A 16782-nucleotide genomic window follows, 5' to 3' on the forward strand; every position below is an offset into this window, starting at 1 on the left:
GGGGAGGGGGCCGGTGCCTATCCGAGGAGGAGGAGCACCTGGTTCTGCTCGACGGCCTGCCCCGGCTGAACCCGGATTTCCAGGACGGTTCCGTCCTTGGGCGAGCGGAGTTCGTTCTGCATTTTCATCGATTCCAGAATGACCAGGGCTTCGCCCTTGGCGATGGGTTGGCCTTCGGCCGCCGGGATGCCCACCACCAAGCCCGGCATCGGGGCGCGCAGGGCGAACTCGCCGCCGGATTCGGCGGCCGGGCGCGTCAGCGCCCGCATCCGGATCGCCTGTTCGTCTTCGACCCGCGCCTCGAACATTTTTCCATGCAGCAGAATCTGCCATCCGTCGCCGCGCGGAACGGCGTGCGCTTCCAATGACCGGCCGTTGATCAGCAGCGAATACACCGGCTGGTTGCCGATGGCGGTGAAATCCACCTCGTACGGTTTCCCGTCCAGCAGGATGCGATGGTCGTCAAGGACCTCCACCCGGTAGGTCCGTTCCCCGATCGTCGTCGCGTATTTCACCGGCGGATCCTCCCTCCGCGTTCGGCCCATTTCCAATTCGGGCAGGATTGCGGATGGGCGGATTCCATGATCTGCGCCGCCCGCTGCGAGTTCCGGTGCTCCACCAGCGTGGCGAAGATCGCCGCCATCTCGGGGTGGTGGTTGGATTCCTCCGGGGAGCCGTTGAGGGCGAAGCGCTCCTCGACGAAGCGGGTGTCGAATACGCCCGCCAGGAAGCGCGGAGAATCGAGCAGCGCTTGGTGGAAGGGGATGTTGGTTTTAACCCCGATGATGCGGTATTCCTCGAGCGCCCGCCGCATGCGCAGGATCGCCTCGGCGCGGGTTTCGCCCCAGACCACCAGCTTGGAAATGAGCGAGTCGTAGAAGGGCGTCACCTCGAAGCCGGAATAGACGCCCGTGTCGACCCGCACCCCGGGGCCGGTGGGCGCGAACACCGCGTGGATTTTCCCGGTGGAAGGGGTGAATTTGTTGTACGGATCCTCGGCGTTGATCCGGCACTCGAGCGACCAGCCGTTGACCCGGACTTCCTCCTGGCGGTAGCGCAGCGGGCGGCCGCGGGCGATGCGGATCTGCTCCTTGACGATGTCGATTCCGGTGATCATTTCGGTCGCCGGATGCTCGACCTGCAGGCGGGTGTTCATCTCCAAAAAATAAAAGTGGCGGTCCTTGTCGACCAGGAACTCGATCGTCCCGGCGTTGATGTAGCCGACGCTGGCGCTCGTGCGGCAGGCGACCTCGCCCATCTTCCGGCGCAAAGCCTCGTCGCTGCCGAGGAACGGCGAGGGCGCTTCCTCGAACAGCTTCTGGTGGCGGCGCTGGAGCGAGCACTCGCGCTCTCCGAGGTGGATGACGTTGCCCTGCTTGTCGGCCAGAATCTGGAATTCCACGTGGCGCGCGGTGAGGATCAGCTTTTCCAGGTAGACGTTGCCGTCGCCGAAGGCGGCCTCGGCTTCGCGCCGGGCGGCTGTCAGCAGTTGCGGCAGTTCCCCGGGCGTCATCACCTCGCGCATCCCCTTGCCGCCCCCCCCGGCTGTGGCTTTGATCAACAGCGGAAACCCGATCGACGGAGCGATGCGGATCAGCTCCTCGTCGGTGAGATTGCCTTCGCCCTCCGTCCCGGGCACCACCGGAATCCCGGCCTTGGCGACGGTGTTGCGCGCCGTGGTTTTATCGCCCATCGCCGCGATCGACGAGGGCTTGGGCCCGATGTAGGCGATCTTGGCTTCCTCGCAGGCGACCGCGAAATCCTCGCGTTCGGCCAGGAAGCCGTATCCGGGGTGGACCGCGTCCGCTCCGCAGCGGCGGACGACGTCGAGGATCCGGTCGATCCGCAGGTAGGATTCGCGCGCCGGCGCCGCCCCGAGCCGGTAGGCTTCGTCGGCGTAGCGCACATGGAGGGCCTGCCGGTCGGCATCCGAATACACGGCCACGGTGGGGATGCCGAGCTCCCGGCAGGCGCGCAGGATGCGGACCGCGATTTCGCCGCGGTTGGCGATCAGAACCTTGTTGAAGAGCAAACTAGATCTCCATGACGATCCAAACGCAGTCCGAGAAGGATGTGCTGTGTTATTGCGCGCCTTCGAAGAGGGCGAAGCAATCTCCTTCGCTTGTCAGAAGGCGGGGTTTCTGTCGTCGCCTTTCGACGCTTTTCGACTTGCGGGTGAGATTGCTTCGTCGGCCCCGCTTCCCCTCGCTCTGCTCGGGGAAGGCGCGGGGCCTCCTCGCAATGACAACCTTACAGCGGGATGTTCCCGTGCTTTTTGCTCGGCAGGGAATCCCGCTTGTTGGCCAACATCGCCAGGGCGTTGATCAGCCGCGGCCGTGTTTCGTGCGGTTCGATGACGTCGTCGAGGTAGCCGCGCGAGGCGGCCACGTAGGGATTGGCGAATTTCTCCGCGTATTCGGCCGCCAGCTCCCGGCGCCGCGCGTCCTTGTCCTTGGCCGCTTCGAGCTCCTTGCGGAAGACGATGTTGATCGCCCCTTCCGGCCCCATCACCGCGATCTCGGCGCTCGGCCAGGCGAGGTTGATATCCCCGCGCATGGGCTTCGAGCTCATCACGATGTACGCCCCGCCGTAGGCCTTGCGGGTGATCACCGTGACCTTCGGCACCGTCGCTTCGCAGTAGGCGTACAGCAGTTTCGCGCCTGCGCGGATGATGCCGCCGTGCTCCTGCGCGGTGCCGGGGATGAATCCGGGAACGTCGACCAGCGTGACCAGCGGCAGGTTGAACGAATCGCAGAAGCGGACGAAGCGGGCGGCCTTGGCCGAGGCGTTGATGTCAAGCGAGCCGGCCAACACCGCCGGCTGGTTGGCGACGATCCCCACCGAATGCCCCGCCAGCCGCGCGAATCCGACGACGATGTTCTGGGCATACTCCTCTTGGATCTCGTAAAAAACCCCCTTGTCGGCGACCAGGCGGATCACCTCGCGAATCTCGTAGGGTTTGAGGGGATCCTCCGGGATGATCCGGTCCAGCGCCTCTTCCGTGCGCAACGGATCGTCGTTGGTGGGACGGCAGGGCGGATCCTCGAGGTTGTTTTGCGGCAGGTAGAGCAGCAGATTGCGGATCCGCTCCATGCATTCGGCGTCGTTCATCGCCGTCACGTGGGCCACGCCAGAGATGCTGCCGTGCACCCCTGCTCCCCCCAGTTCCTCCGCGGTCACGTCCTCGTGGGTGACGGCGCGGACCACGTCCGGGCCGGTCAGGTACATCTGGGCCGTGCCCTGAACCATGAAGGTGAAATCGGTCAGGGCCGGGGAATAGACCGCCGCTCCGGCGCACGGCCCGAGGATGGCGCTGATTTGGGGGATCACGCCCGAGGCCAGCGTGTTGCGCAGGAAGATCTCCGCGCATCCGGCCAGCGAGGAGACCCCCTCCTGGATCCGGGCGCCGCCGGAATCGTTCAAGCACACCACCGGAACGCCGTTCTTCAGCGCCAGATCATACAGCTTGCAGATCTTCGCGGCGTGCGCTTCGCCGATGCTGCCGCCCATGACGGTGAAATCCTGCGAGGAGACGTAGGCCAGCCGCCCTTCGACCGTTCCCCAGCCGCACACCACGCCGTCCCCCGGATAGTGCTTGCGGTCCATGCCGAAATGATCGCAGCGGTGCTGGACGAACGGATCCAGTTCGCGGAAGGATCCCTTGTCGAGCAGCAGGTCGATCCGCTCGCGGGCGGTGAGTCTCCCGCGCTCGTGCTGGGCGTCGATCTTCTCTTTGCCGCCGCCCTGCCGCGCCTGCTCCCGCGCCAGATGGAGTTTTTTTACCTGCTGGTCATTCGACATGGGTTTGTCCGCTTTCCCGTGGCGGTTCCGACTCGGCTTCCGCCTTTCCGGCCCAATCCCACCGGCCGGAAAGCAGCAGAACCGATGCGCCGAACCCCGCGGCGGCCAGCCGCAGGGCCAAATCGAACCCGAAGGATTGTATCGCGATCTCCGACCGGCTGAACAGCCGCCAATCCGCCAGCCAAAACAACAGGTGCAAGGGAATGGCGATCAGCGCCGCCCGCCGCGCCCATTCCCGCCGGCGCGCCAAGCCGATCCCCAGCGCGAGCCACAGCCCTCCCCACAAGGCGCCGGTCAGCGGCAGGTACCACGCGGGAACTGAGAGCGTATATCCTTCGTGCCGCCCGTAGCGCAGAAACGCCTGGCCGGATTGTAGGAAGCAGCCCCCCGCCAGAAGAAACACGCCATCCAGGACGAGAGTTACGAAGAAGGGGCGGCGACGCCGTTTTTCCATCCCTCGCCCTCCAGCCGCACTTCATACACATGGACGTGCGTCGGCTCCCCTTCGCCCACCGTCTCGATCTCCAAGCGGATGCGGGAACTCTCCACCGGCGCGGGCAAAAGGATTTCCACGTCGCGGTAATCGGACGCGCGTTCCACCGTATTGGAATACGACAACGGATCGCCTCCCGCGGCCGGATGGAGCGTGACGACCAGCCGGGTCGGAGCGCCGCCCACCCGGACGCTCACCCGCGTGAAGGCGTGGGCCGCCGGGAAATACATCTCGAGCACCATCGGATTGGCGGACTGAGTCCGCATCAGCGAGAACAGGTCCCCGTCAAACCCCGCGGCGAGGGTTCCCATATCGAACCGCGAGTGCACCACCCGCACGGATTCGCCGCCCAGGAGAATCGTCTCGTCGACCGGTTTCGCCAGCTCCGCCTTTTCGGCCGCGATGATCTCCTCGATCCCGGCGGCGTAGGTCAGGCGGGCAAAGTAGAAACCGGGCTGGCCGTTGGGGTATTCCAGGGTTTGGAGGATCCGGACGTCGGAGAATCTCCCGCTGTCGAGCGCCACGTGATACTCCTCGGAGGTCATCACGAAGACGTCCTGCGGCCCGATCGGGATGTATTCCTGAATGTATTCGAGGACGGTTCCGGTGCGGTAGGCGAAGCCGGGGGGCAGGAAGAAGTCGAAGATCTCGTTCGATCCGTTGGCCCAGGAGGAGGACACGATCAAGTTAGCTTCCGGATGCTCCAGGCGGTACTGCTCCAGCGCGGCGCACAACTGTTCCCCGCCGTACTGCATGCCGTACAGCTCGTAATTCTGGTACCAGGTTGGGCCGTGGGTCAGCGCGTCCCAAAGCATGTAGACGTTCGCTGATCCGAGCAGCAGGAACAAGGCGAGCGCCAGAGCCGTGCGCGGAAACCGGGCCAATCCCGGCGACGCGGCGGCGATCTGCGCCGTCCGTTCGCGCCACTCGCGCAGGAGCGCGCCCAGGCCGAGCCCGGGAATCCGTGCGGCCAGCGAATCGCGCAAGGCGGGCAGCGCCCCCGCCAGGCGCGCGATCAGCGCCTTCCAACCTTCCAGAAATTCCGGCAAGGGCGGATCCTCCGGCCGCTCCAGGAGCGCCAGCAGCCAGCTCACGCCCAGCGCCGTGAGCAGAGTCGCCGGGATGGTCATCACCAGGGTGCGCGAGATGGTGATCTGCGCCACCGCCCCGCCGGTGGGGGCCGCCAGCAGCGCGGCGAGCACCAGGCGGAACGGCGGCTTGCCGATGTTGACCAGGCAGAGCAGAAGGCCCGCCGCCGCGAAGGGCAGACTCCAAAGCGCGATGTGTCCGTAGCCCTTCATCAGGTGCCGGACGATGTCGTGATGGACGCCTTCCGGCGGATCGGCGAGGTACCAATAGCGCGGATCCAGCCCGCGCAGGTATTGGTCGAAGAACATCCCCAGCTTCCGGCCGAGCGGGACTTCGTCCACCCAATAGGAGCTGACGATCACCAGCTGGTCCCGGTTGGCATCGGGATGGACGTGCAGGAACCACAAATAAGGAATCGCCAGGATCATCAGGACGGCCAATCCGGCCAGGGCGGTGCGCCAATGCCGCAGATGATAGGGGAAATCGGAAAGCAGGAGCAGCGCCCCGGTGACCGCCATGGCGACCTGCATCGGGCTGTAGGTGTAGGCCGCCATCGCGCCGAGGACCAGGGCCGGGATCAGCATCCACGGCCGGCCGTCGCGGTAGCGGGAGTAGAAGAAGAGGAACATCGCGTAGAAGGCGATCGCCTCGCCGGGCTCGAAGGCCGTGCGCGAATGCAGGAACCACATCGGGACGATCGAAAGCAAAAGGACCCCGCTCCACCACAGCGGCAGGCGGAAGGCGTACTTGAGGATCCACGCCACGCCGGCGGCCGCCAGCAGGGTGATCAGCGCCGAAACCGCGCGGGTGACGAAGGCCGATTTTCCGAACAGCAGGTAGGGGATCAGCTGAACGTACACGCTGAGGTTCATTTCGTATTGGCCGGCGTTCTCGAAGAAGACGGGAATCGCTTCCTCCTCCGACCAGACAAATCCCCGGTTCACCAGTTCGGCGGCGAAATTGGTCTGCACGGCTTCGTCGGTGAAGAAGTAGATCGGCCAGCGGGTCAGGCCGATCAGGCGGGTCAGCAGGTAGAGGACCAGCGCCAGCGTGAACAGCCAGCCGGCGGAGGGCCGCAGGCCGCGCAAAAACGAAGCGACCCAGGATCCGACGGCCGGGAAGGAAAACCCCGTCCGCGCCGCCTGCGCCGCCCCGGATGGAAGCCGCGCGGCGGCCTCCTGCGCCTCGGGGACAAAGCGCGTTCCGCCCGCCGAGGATTCCAGAGTCACCCGGATGCTTTCGCCCTCGGGCAGGTCCATGGTGATGTTGACGTGCGTCGTGCGGCCGGTTTTGGCGGACGGAGCGGCGAGGGACTCCTTTTGGGAAACGGTTTTGGCGCCGCGTTTGCTTTTGGAGGATCGCATGTCTCGTGTCAAAGGGAAAGCCTCCCGTGCAGGAGAGTCGTCGGACGCGGCCTGGCTTCCCGGGACCGCGGGCTTGCGGGGCGGCGTTGAAGCGGGCGGGATCGGCCCGCAGCGAACCGCGGTCTTATTCGGCGGCTCGCCGGCATTCCCGCCGGATCGCTGCGCCGGCGATCCGGCCCGGCGTTTGCCGTCTCCGTCGGAGCGGGGATGCCGGCGCCGCCGTTTCCAGGCGCGGATCAGCCACAGGTCGAACGCGGCCGCGATCGCCAACAATACCAGAAGGAATACCGCGAATTCCAGAGTGAGTTGCTCCGTCATCGCCGGCCGTTTCGCGTTTTGCCGCTAAAGCGGACTCCGGCGGACATAATAGGTGAACAGCAGGCTTCCATCCGGCGCATAAACCTCGCCCAGGCTTCCCCCGGGAAAATCCGCCTGCACCAGGGGAATGTTGGATTCCCGGCCGGGCATGAAGACGAAATACAGGTTGCCCTCCGGAACTTCCGGATTTTCGGGCGAGCCCCAGTCGTTTTCGAGGTCCATTCCCTCGGCGTTGGGCAGCAGGTAGCGCAGCGCGGGATTGGAGTAGAACCCCATCAGCCCGTTGTTAAAGAAGACGACTTCCCATTCGCCTTCTTCGTCCTCGAGCTGTTCGACGATCTTGCGGGCCACTTCCCCGCCGGCCCCGACGAAGTCGTATTTCCCCAGGAAGGTGCTGTTCGGCGTGAAATCGAAGAAGTAGAAGCGGAGATCGTCGACCGCCAGGATACCCACCAGCAGGACCGCCGCGACGCCGAGCAGGCGCTGGCGCGCGGGGAAAAGGTTGGCGAGGATCGATACGAATTCCACCGCGCCGAAGCCGACCACCAGGGCGCAGGCGGCGCCCACGCCGGGCAGGCGTTGGGCGGCGGGCGCACTCTCGCTGAGCGAAACGACCATTCCGTAGGCCGCCAGCCACAACAGCGGGACCCAGGTGCGCGTGTCGCGTAGGCGCAGGCAGAGGATCGCCAGCCCGAAGATGAAGAACACCGCCGGCAGGGTGCGCAGGATCGGCTGATCGGGCCGGTACCAGAACGATAGGTTGACGCTGAAGAATCCGCCGAATCCCAACTCCAGTTGGTCGAGTAGAATCCGCCAGACCGGAAGCCCGCTTTCCCGCGTGGCGATCTCCATCCATTCGCCGAGGATCGAATTGGTCCTCACGTCGGCCATGTAATGGTCGAAATGGGTGCCGATCCACCAAGCCAGGGGCAGGAGGACGGCGGTCAGCGCGGCCAGCATCGGAATCAGGTTGCGGAGGTTGAGGCGCAACTTGGCGCGGTCGAACACCGCGGCGGCGCCCAGCAAGAGGGGCGCCGCTACGAACAGGGTCCGGGAGGTGGCGTAGAAATACTGCCCGATGCCCATTGCCAGCCCGGCCGAAATCCAATAAGCCCGCTTGCCGCTGGTCCAGCCGTACCACAGCCCGCCCAGGGTGATCAGGTACCACAGGCCGTCCCAGGTGTTCATCACGCCCAGCCGGCTGAAATGCATGTGCAGGTGCAGGGCGGAAAGGAACAACGCGGACGCGAGGGCGTGCCGGTGGCTGTACATCGCCCGCACCAAAAGGTACAGGCCGCCGACGGTCAGCGCTCCGGCCAGCGCCGAGGGGTAGCGCAGCGCGGCGGCGGTTCGGCCGAAGACCGCAATCCCCAGCGACTCGATGAAGGAATACAACGAAGGGAAGGGATGCCAGCCGAAGATCCCGAAAGGATTGTCGACGCCGCCGGTCCGGAATTGCAGGGCGTCCATCCCGGTCGAGCCCTCATCGCCGCTGAGCATGACCGGAATCTGCCCCACCAGGACGGCCCGCAGCAGGAACGCGGCCACAGTCAGGCCCGCCGCCCACAACAGTGCGTCCTTCGAAAGGGTTGCTTTCCCGGCGCGGGGGGCGAAATCCCAGCCGCCCAGGATCACCAGCGCGATCCCGCTGAGCCAGGCGAGTATCGCGGTCAGCGGGCTGATCATCAGCGAAGCGGTTCCGGCGGCGACCGTCGCCAAGCCGGCCAGCAGGACGCCCCCGCCCAGGCAGACCACCTGCGACGGGCGCGTGCCGAGCCGGGCGGCGGCCCATTCCAGCGGCGGATCCAGAACGGTCCGGCGGTCCAGACGCGAGGCGATGTGCATCCCGCCCATAAACAGGAGCAATCCGATCCCGAGAAAGGGGAGATAGGCGTTGGGGTTGTCGGCGGGGAGATCCGCCCGGAGCATGAGGGAAAGGAAACCGAACCAGAAACCCACAAACACCAGCGCTGTGCCCAACCGACGCCGTTCGATGTCGACCGGCGGAGGGGCTTCGGCCGGTGCGGCGCCGGTGGGCGGCGGAGCGGATTCCGGTGCGGGAGCCGCTGGCCGGGCCGCCTTTCGGGCTCGTTTGGCCGCCGCTTTCGGCGCGGCGAAGGCCGCGCAGGGTCCCGGCGCGGAGGCGAGAGGCTCAGGAAATCCGAGCAAGCCCGGAAGGCAACGCCGTTGGATGAAGAGGAGGCACGCCAGTCCGGCCGCCGCGGCAAGGCCCGGCAGGATTTGAAGTGCGGTTGTCAGCCCGGGATTGTCCATATTCCCTTTCTTCGCGGGTTTCGAAACGGATTATAGCGCAGGCAGGCCTCGTCCGCCCAAAGGCGTACCTAGGCCGGACGGCCGCGGATTTGGCCGGCGATGCGGCGCGGGATCGGCCGGGGAAGGCCGGCCGGGGTGAAGATATAATCCGGCTGCAAGCCGAAGGATAATGGGATGGCCGGACACGTACATCTACAGGAAGGGGGGCGATCGCTTTCGCGGCGGCTGGGGATCGCCGCCGGATTGACCGTGGCGTTGGTCGCGGCGGAGGCCGCCGCGGGCCTGTTCGGCAACAGCCTGGCCTTGCTGACCGATGCGGCCCACAACGTCACCGACGTGATCGCCCTGGGCCTGAGCTGGTATGCGATGCGTCTGGCGCTTCGTCCGGCGGATGCGGGCAAGACGTACGGATACCACCGCGCGGGGATCCTCGCCGCGCTGGTCAATTCCACCGGGCTGGTGCTGGTCGCGTTGGGGATTTTTTCCGAAGCCTACCGCCGGCTGCTGCAGCCGCCGGAGGTGGAGCCCGGAATCCTGGCCGGCGTGGGGGCTTTGGCCTTCGCGATCAACCTGGCCACCGCCCTGCTCATCCGGCGCGGCAGCGAGGGCGACCTGAACGTCCGCAGTGCGTTCGTCCATCTGATGGGCGACGTCTTTTCCACGCTGGGGGCGGTCGCCGCCGGCGCCGCGATCGCGCTGACCGGATGGAACGGCTGGGACGCGCTGGCCGGCGCGCTGACCGGGGTCCTCATCCTGTGGAACGCCTGGGGCATCCTGCGCGAGACGGTCCAGATCCTGCTCGAGGGCGCGCCGGGCGATGTCGACCTCGAGCGCCTGGTGGCGGATCTGCTGAAGGTCAAGGGCGTCCGGGGAGTGCACGACCTGCATGTCTGGTCGATCACCCGCCGCCTGCGCATGCTCTCAGCCCACGTTCGGGTGGACGATATCACCGTCCGTGAAAGCGCGGCGGTCCAAGCGGCGATCGCCCGGCTGTTGTGCGACCGCTACGGAATCCGGCACGCCACCCTGCAGATGGAATGCGAGAATTGCCAGCCGGATACGCTGTATTGCGACGTGTCGGCCGAGTCGCCCGAGTCCGCCGGGACTGCGAAGCGGCCGCCCGCCAAGCCCGCCCGCCGACGGGCTTCGCGATGACCGGAGAAGACCCGCAGGGGCGTTGTCTCCGGGCCCGCAGAGCGGCAGGTTCTCCGCGATAATCCGCTCGTCGGTTCATGCCCGCGGCCTGTTGGGAGGCGTGTTTGGGGTAGTTGGCGGATTACGTGCGCAGGAAAAAAATCCCCGATCCGCGATAATGCGTGCACAGATACCTGCACGGTCAGGTGCTCGGCGATGATTGGATCGACGGCATGATGCCTTCCCGGAGAACGACAAACCCGGAACGGGGGCAGGTACGCGCCCCGCGGAGAACTCCCATCGCGCGGGAAAAAGGTTTGGAACCTCTACTGCACGCCGAACCGTCCCGCGCCTCAGCGGCCCGGCGGGTTTTTTCGATTCTCCGATTGCCGTCCGTGCCCCTGCTTTGGATTCTGATCGGCGCGGCCCTCTGTGCCGCGAGTGGGGTTTTCCTCCAATCGTTGTCCAGACTCGGGGGGCCGCCCGTTCCCGGCTTGTATCCCTCGGCCGGTTGGATCAGTCTCGGGTTCGGCGTCGCGGCGGTCCTGATCGGTGCCGCGGGGTTTGTCGCCACCCGGATTTCGTCCGCGCCGGATCGTTTTTGGTCGGCCCTTGCCGCGCGCCTGGGCGTCTCCCCGGCGCAGATTCCCCTCATCGCCGGCGGGGCGGCGTTCGCGCTGCTGGGCGCGGCCGCCGCCGGCGACCGGCCGCGGATGCTGAATCACGCCGTTGCGCTCCTCTCCTGGGGCGCCGGCATCGTCCTGACCGCTGCCGGGTTCGCGTCCCGGGGAACGGGCGGATCGAACGCGTGGAAGGCCGCAGCCTGGGCGCTTCTGTTCGGCCTATGTGCCTTTTTCCTGCGGATCACCTGGATCGGCCTTCCGCCGTTTTCGGCCGACGAGGGACTCACCGGCACGGATGCCTTGCTCTTCCTGAACGGATTCGCAGATTCCTTCTTCCGCTCCGTCGGATTTCATTCCTACCCCGGGCTGTATTTTTTCCTTGAAGCCGTTTCCGTGAGTCTGCTCGGCCGGACCGTCCTTGCGCTGCGGATCACATCCGCGGCGGCCGGGGCGCTGACGGTCGGCTTGCTCTACCTCGCCGGCCGCGCGTTCTTCGGACATCGGATTGGCGCGGTGGCGGCCGTCCTGCTGGCCGTCTCCCCTTTCCACATCGTCTTCAGCCGGATCGGGATGAACAATATCTGGGATGGCCTCGGATATACGGCGTTCATCGGAGCGCTTTGGCAGGCCTGGAAAAGCGGGCGGCGGAATGCGTTTCTGCTCGCCGGACTGGCGCTCGGGCTGGGGCAGTTCTTCTACGCGCCCTCCCGTTTGATGTGGATCCTCGCGCTCGGGGCTACGGCGGCGGCGTTCTGCGGCGACCGGGCGCGCTTCCGGCGCGACGCCGGCGGATGGGCCGGCCTATGGGCGGCGGCGTCGGCCGCCGCGCTGCCGATCCTCTTCTTCACCCTGGCCCGTCCGCAGGAGGCCGGCGCCCATTCCCTGATCAGTTCGGTTTTCCGGCCGGGATGGTTTTCTTTGGCGGTGAAATCGGCCGGCGATAGCGCCGGGGAGGTGATCCTCGGCCAGCTGGAACGCGGATTCGGCGCCTTCACGTTTATTCCGTCCGCGGCTTGGTACCGCCCCGGGACTCCGTTGCTGCGTCCGGTGGAGGCCGCCCTGTTTCTGCTGGGAGCGGCGCTGCTGCTTGCGCGGGCGCGGGATCCGCGGAGTTGGCTGCTGCTCGGCTGGATCGGGCTCTTCGGTCTGATCGGCGCGCTCACCGAAAGTTCTCCTTCCGCGCAACGGTATGTCGGATCCGCGCCGGGATGCGCGCTGATCGCCGCGTTCGCGGTTGTGGAGGTCGCGGCCCGCGTCAAGAAGATGGTCCCCGCCGCCGGCCGGGCGGCGGCCGTGCTCGCCGCGGCGGCGGTGCTGTTCGCCGCCGCCGACAACCTGCACTTCGCCTTCGCCGAGTATTTGCCGGGCAGCCGCTTCCGCGGGAAATACGATTTCGCGGGCGCGGGCGTGGCGGTGGCGGACGGCATTGTCGCCCTGCTCTCGGAACGCGGCGGCTCCTACCAGGTGGTGTGCCTGACCGGTGGGTATGTCGTTTCCCACACCGTCACTTCGGAAACCTACCTGGTCCCGGGATATCAGGCGGTGTATCTCATGGAACCCTACGGATCGCCAGAGAATCCGGAAATCACCGGCGCCCGCCTCTTGTTCGTCATCGCGGTCGAGCGGGAGGAAGAGCTGGCCCGGGTGATGGCGGATTTCCCGGGGGGAAGCGCGGGCGCCCGGTACAATTGGGACGGCACGGTGGTCTTCCTGTATTACGACGTGAGCGTGCCGGGATGACGGCGGAACCAGTATGAACGATCCTTTGATCCTTACCGTGATCGGGACGGCGCTAGCGGTGCTGGCGTTCTTCCTTTATTTGCGCTGGCGCCGGTCCCCCGGCGGATCCTCCTCGGCCGCGTTGGTTTCGGGGGCGTTCCGGATTCTTGCCGGACGGAGAACGGCGCCGGGCGGGACGGCGGGCCGGCCGGAAGCCTTCGAGGGGTACGGATTTTTGACCGGGAAAGCCCGCCGGCCGATGGAGGAAATCAGGGTCGCCTACGCGGAGTGGATCCTGCTCGGCGCGGCGTTAGCCGTTCTCAGCCTGGTTTTCCGGACCGCCATTACGGAGAAAAGCGCGCGGTGGATCGCCTTCCCCTTCCTCGCCCTCGGCATTGCGGCTGCGGTCTACGCCGCGCACTGCTCGGAACGCCTGGAGCGCGCCGGGCTTTTGGAAAGGATCGCCGCGTTCCTGGCGCATCGGATGCGGGTGGATATTGTCCGCCTCACCTGCCTGATCGGAAGCGCGGTCTATTCTCTCCTGGGGGCGGCGGCCTGGCTGGTGTGCGGCTGGGATGCCGCCTGGACGGTGATCGTCCTTTCCGCGGTCCTGGCGGCCGGCCTGGCAGTCGGTTTTTTCCGGGTTCAAAACTTCGGGCCGCCGGGGAGTCAAACGGAAGGCGATATCTCTTCGCCGGATGACCGGGAGGCAGACGAGTAGTCGAAGAATTCCATTGGTAAACCGGTTTGTTACTTCTCAGCTGGCGATCGTCATGCCGGCGCCTGCCCTCGGCGTGTGCTTTGCCGGGGATGATGTGAGCCGGCATCCAGTAAATCTTCAATAATCACTGGACCCCGGCTTCGAACCCCGCTTCCCTCGCTTCCCTCGCTTCGCGAGGGCGGGCGCGAGGGCAGGCGCGAGGGCGGGCGCTCGGGATAGCTTCTCGGGACGGGTTCGGGTACCTTTCCAGGAGTTGCCCCGGGACCGGATTCCCAGCCCCGCGACTGTGAACAAAGAGATGAGGGGGAGGCTGAGGAGAAAGGAAAACCGATGAGGGAAAGAAAAAGCAATCCGCTTGCGACTTTCAAATCGCGAAGGGAATCTGCCCGGGAATGATTTGGCGGTATTTGTCCGCTGGAAAATGTGCGGATTCAGAATCCCTGCGGCAGAGGAATGTTGAATTCCCGCACCAGCAGTTCTGCCGTTTCCGCGCGGGTCGGTGAGCGTTCGGGGCAGAACATCAGCGGATCCGTCGAGCAGGCGGCCGCGCTGACCTCCCGATAGAGCTGGTCGATCCACTCCTCCATCCATTCCTTGCCTTCCACCGGAACGTCGGTGAAGAAGTGACTGGCGTCCGGGGGTTCGTACTTCGCGCCGTACTTCGTCCGCAGGATGAACACCGCGAACGCCGCCCGGGTCACCTCTTGATTTGGGCAGAAAATCAGGGGGTTGACGCCGCAGCCGGTCGTAATTCCTTCCGCATACATCTGCTCGATGTAGGGGGCGGCCCAATGGTCCTTCGGCACGTCGGCGAAGACCTTGCCGGTCGCCGGAGGCGGAGCGTAATCCGCGCCGTATTTCATCCGCAGCATGAAGATCGCCATCTGGGCCCGGGTGACCGGATCCTCGGGGCAGAATTTCACCGGATTGGTGCTGCATCCTCCGGTGTACTTCGCGGCGTAAAGGGCTTCGATGTATTCCCACCGCGGATGGTCGATCGGCACGTCGGCGAAGGTTTGGATCCGCGCGGTGAAACTCCACCACGCTCCGCCGTCGGCGTAGACGAAACGGTTGTCGGCCTGAATCCGCACTTGCCAGTAATAGGTGCCGTTGTTGGCCAGACCTTTCAGCAGGGCGGTGGAGGCAGATTCCGGAGAAACCCACGGCCCGTCGCAAAGGTCGTTGTCGGTCTGGTCCACGCAGTATTCGTAGTTGATCGCGCCGCTTTCGGTGTTCCAGGCGAGAATCGGGCCGGTGTTGACAAAGGCGCCGTCGGCCGGCGCGGTTTTTTTCAGCGGGATGACGGCGGTCGGGGAGGGCGCGTGGGTCGCCGTCGGTGTGGGCGTGGCGGTCGGCGGCGGGGGAATGATCTGCGGAATCAGGAACACTCCGCCGGCGAGGACGCCGATGAGGATTACCCCTCCGGCGATCAAGCCGCCGGTTTTGGCCGGGGACCGCTTCCCGGACGGCCCTTTCGGCGCGATCGACCGCGCGGCTTGCTTCTGCAACAGCGCGCCGTATCGTTCCTTCTTGTCGGCTTCCAAGTCCACGCGGGTGATCGATGTCTCCTGGAGAATCCTGTCGGTCTGGGAGTACGCCGCGCCGGCGGGGTTCCGGTAGGCGGCGACGGCGGCCAGCACGCTGCTCATCTCCGAGGCGTTCTGGAATCGGAATTCGGGTTCCTTCGCCAGCGCCCGGATCAGGATGCTGTTGACGCTTTCCGGAAGGTCGTCCCGGGCTTCGGTCAGGCGCGGAGTCGGATCGGCCAGGTGCATCATCATCACCTGGTCCGGGGTGTCGGCCTCGTAGGGGGTTTTGCCGGTAAGCATCTCGAACAGCACGACGCCCAGGGCGTAGATGTCGGCCCGGCCGTCCACCGCGGATTCGCCGCGGATCTGCTCGGGACTCATGTAGGAGGGCGTTCCCAGGACGGCCGATCCGGCAAGCGAATTGGTGGTTTCCGAAATCAGGGCGATCCCGAAATCCGTCAGGTACGCCTCTCCGGATTGGTCGAACAGGATGTTGGAGGGCTTAAGGTCGCGGTGGACGATTCCCTTGGCGTGGGCTGCGTCCAGCGCGCCGCCGATCCGCTGAAGGATCCTGGAGGCTTCGGCGATGGGGAAGGGGCCGCGGCGGATGCGCTCGGTCAGCGACCCGCCGCTGAGGTAGCGCATCACCAGGAACGGCCGCCCGCCGTCCTCGCCGAAATCGTAGACCGGGACGATCGCCGGATGCTCGAGCGAGGCGATGGCCCGGGCTTCCCGCAGGAAGCATTCGAAGAGCGAGGGATTCTTTTGGGGGTCGCGGTGCAGGACTTTGATCGCCACTTCGCGCTGGAAGTTCGGATCGTAGGCAAGGTAGACGGTGGAGGTCCCGCCGCGGCCGATTTCGCGGCGGATTTCGTAGCGCGCGATTTTTTCGCTCATAAGGAGTCTCCTGCCTCGCGGCGTCCCGACCCTTGGGAACCCTTAGGGTTCCCACCCCGCCCGCAGTTTGGTCCAGGTATCCTCCAAGCTTTCCGGCAGGACGCGCACTTCGCCCAGCACCGAGAGAAAGTTGGTGTCCCCCGGCCAGCGCGGAACGACGTGCAGGTGGACGTGGCCGGCCACCCCGGCGCCGGCGCACTCGCCGAGGTTCACTCCTAGGTTGAAGGACGGGGCGCGGTAGACTTTGCGCAGCGCGGCCAGCGCCCGTTTGGTGAGGGCGAACATCTCCAGCCAGGTTTCCTCCGGCAGTTTGTCGATCGCATCTTCATGCGCGACCGGGACGACCATCAGGTGCCCGCCGGTGTACGGGTAGCGGTTGAGGATGGCGAAGGCTCGCGGCAGGCGGGCGAGAATCAGCGCCTGCTCGTCGGTTTGCCGGAGGGCTTCGCAGAAGATGCAGGCCTGCACCGTCCCGTGACCCTCGATGTATTTTCTCCGCCAGGGGGACCACAGATGCTTCATAGGCAGGATTGTATCAAAGCGGTCCGATTTTGGCTTTCCCCCGACTCGGCTTTTGGGGGACGGGCGAGCTGGCCTTCCGCCTCGGGTCGGCGTCCGCGTTTTCAGGCTGTTTTTTCGGGGTTTTCCCAGCCCGGAATGGATTGCGAAACCTTGCCAGGGCCTTTCCTGTCTGATATAATCGGCTAGCCCGATCCGGGGCGTTTTTAACTACGCCGACGTAGCTCAATCGGCAGAGCAACCGCCTTGTAAGTGGTAGGTTACGGGTTCGATTCCCGTCGTCGGCTTGCGTTAACAACCG

11 protein-coding genes and 1 tRNA gene are annotated in these 16782 nt (G+C 65.9%); 4 read left to right on the forward strand and 8 right to left on the reverse strand.

The annotated features are described in order from the left end of the window. Positions 1 to 17: 17 nt before the first annotated feature. From JW929_14715 to JW929_14740, 6 genes are all read right to left on the reverse strand, one after another. Positions 18 to 515, reverse strand: a complete 498-nt coding sequence (locus JW929_14715) for a hypothetical protein (GenBank protein MBN1440658.1) — start codon at positions 513 to 515, stop codon at positions 18 to 20. Next, positions 512 to 2032: an acetyl-CoA carboxylase biotin carboxylase subunit gene (gene accC / locus JW929_14720; protein MBN1440659.1), complete on the reverse strand. Its 1521-nt coding sequence runs from the start codon at positions 2030 to 2032 to the stop codon at positions 512 to 514. Before accC ends, JW929_14715 begins: the two co-directional genes overlap by 4 nt. A 218-nt stretch (positions 2033 to 2250) precedes the next feature. Then, on the reverse strand, positions 2251 to 3801 hold the full coding sequence (locus tag JW929_14725; GenBank protein MBN1440660.1) for an acyl-CoA carboxylase subunit beta: 1551 nt from the start codon (positions 3799 to 3801) through the stop codon (positions 2251 to 2253). Beyond that, positions 3791 to 4255: a hypothetical protein gene (locus tag JW929_14730; protein ID MBN1440661.1), complete on the reverse strand. Its 465-nt coding sequence runs from the start codon at positions 4253 to 4255 to the stop codon at positions 3791 to 3793. Before JW929_14730 ends, JW929_14725 begins: the two co-directional genes overlap by 11 nt. Then, entirely contained in the window at positions 4222 to 7065 is a 2844-nt protein-coding gene (locus JW929_14735; protein ID MBN1440662.1) for a hypothetical protein, read from the reverse strand. The genes JW929_14730 and JW929_14735 overlap by 34 nt, the downstream gene beginning before the upstream one ends. Positions 7066 to 7089: 24 nt before the next feature. After that, a complete protein-coding gene (locus JW929_14740; protein MBN1440663.1) occupies positions 7090 to 9339 on the reverse strand; it encodes a glycosyltransferase family 39 protein in 2250 nt (749 codons plus the stop codon). 174 nt (positions 9340 to 9513) lie between these two features. Here JW929_14740 and JW929_14745 point away from each other — a divergent pair, with 174 nt between their 5' ends. The 3 genes from JW929_14745 to JW929_14755 all read left to right on the forward strand — a co-directional run bounded on the left by JW929_14745 (position 9514) and on the right by JW929_14755 (position 13536). Further along, on the forward strand, positions 9514 to 10494 hold the full coding sequence (locus JW929_14745) for a cation transporter (GenBank protein MBN1440664.1): 981 nt from the start codon (positions 9514 to 9516) through the stop codon (positions 10492 to 10494). Positions 10495 to 10790: 296 nt separating this feature from the next. Beyond that, complete coding sequence (locus tag JW929_14750) at positions 10791 to 12836, forward strand: glycosyltransferase family 39 protein (GenBank protein ID MBN1440665.1); 2046 nt, start codon at positions 10791 to 10793, stop codon at positions 12834 to 12836. 13 nt (positions 12837 to 12849) lie between these two features. Continuing rightward, positions 12850 to 13536: a hypothetical protein gene (locus tag JW929_14755; protein ID MBN1440666.1), complete on the forward strand. Its 687-nt coding sequence runs from the start codon at positions 12850 to 12852 to the stop codon at positions 13534 to 13536. A gap of 431 nt (positions 13537 to 13967) precedes the next feature. Here JW929_14755 and JW929_14760 read toward each other — a convergent pair whose 3' ends face one another. Both JW929_14760 and JW929_14765 read right to left on the reverse strand, forming a co-directional pair. After that, on the reverse strand, positions 13968 to 15962 hold the full coding sequence (locus tag JW929_14760) for a protein kinase (GenBank protein ID MBN1440667.1): 1995 nt from the start codon (positions 15960 to 15962) through the stop codon (positions 13968 to 13970). A gap of 42 nt (positions 15963 to 16004) precedes the next feature. Continuing rightward, positions 16005 to 16484, reverse strand: coding sequence for an HIT domain-containing protein (locus JW929_14765; GenBank protein ID MBN1440668.1), 480 nt, complete (start codon positions 16482 to 16484; stop codon positions 16005 to 16007). A 211-nt stretch (positions 16485 to 16695) separates the two neighbouring features. Here JW929_14765 and JW929_14770 point away from each other — a divergent pair. Next, positions 16696 to 16768 (forward strand) — tRNA-Thr (locus JW929_14770). Positions 16769 to 16782 lie beyond the last annotated feature (14 nt).

It is taken from the genome of Anaerolineales bacterium (assembly GCA_016928575.1).
GTDB lineage: Bacteria > Chloroflexota > Anaerolineae > Anaerolineales > RBG-16-64-43 > JAFGKK01.

Coding starts and splice junctions, on each gene's coding strand:
- JW929_14725 (MBN1440660.1), bottom strand. CDS start 3,801: ATGTCGAATGACCAGCAGGTAAAAAAACTCCATCTGGCGCGGGAGCAG.
- JW929_14730 (MBN1440661.1), bottom strand. CDS start 4,255: ATGGAAAAACGGCGTCGCCGCCCCTTCTTCGTAACTCTCGTCCTGGAT.
- JW929_14735 (MBN1440662.1), bottom strand. CDS start 7,065: ATGACGGAGCAACTCACTCTGGAATTCGCGGTATTCCTTCTGGTATTG.
- JW929_14740 (MBN1440663.1), bottom strand. CDS start 9,339: ATGGACAATCCCGGGCTGACAACCGCACTTCAAATCCTGCCGGGCCTT.
- JW929_14745 (MBN1440664.1), top strand. CDS start 9,514: ATGGCCGGACACGTACATCTACAGGAAGGGGGGCGATCGCTTTCGCGG.
- JW929_14755 (MBN1440666.1), top strand. CDS start 12,850: ATGAACGATCCTTTGATCCTTACCGTGATCGGGACGGCGCTAGCGGTG.
- JW929_14760 (MBN1440667.1), bottom strand. CDS start 15,962: ATGAGCGAAAAAATCGCGCGCTACGAAATCCGCCGCGAAATCGGCCGC.
- JW929_14765 (MBN1440668.1), bottom strand. CDS start 16,484: ATGAAGCATCTGTGGTCCCCCTGGCGGAGAAAATACATCGAGGGTCAC.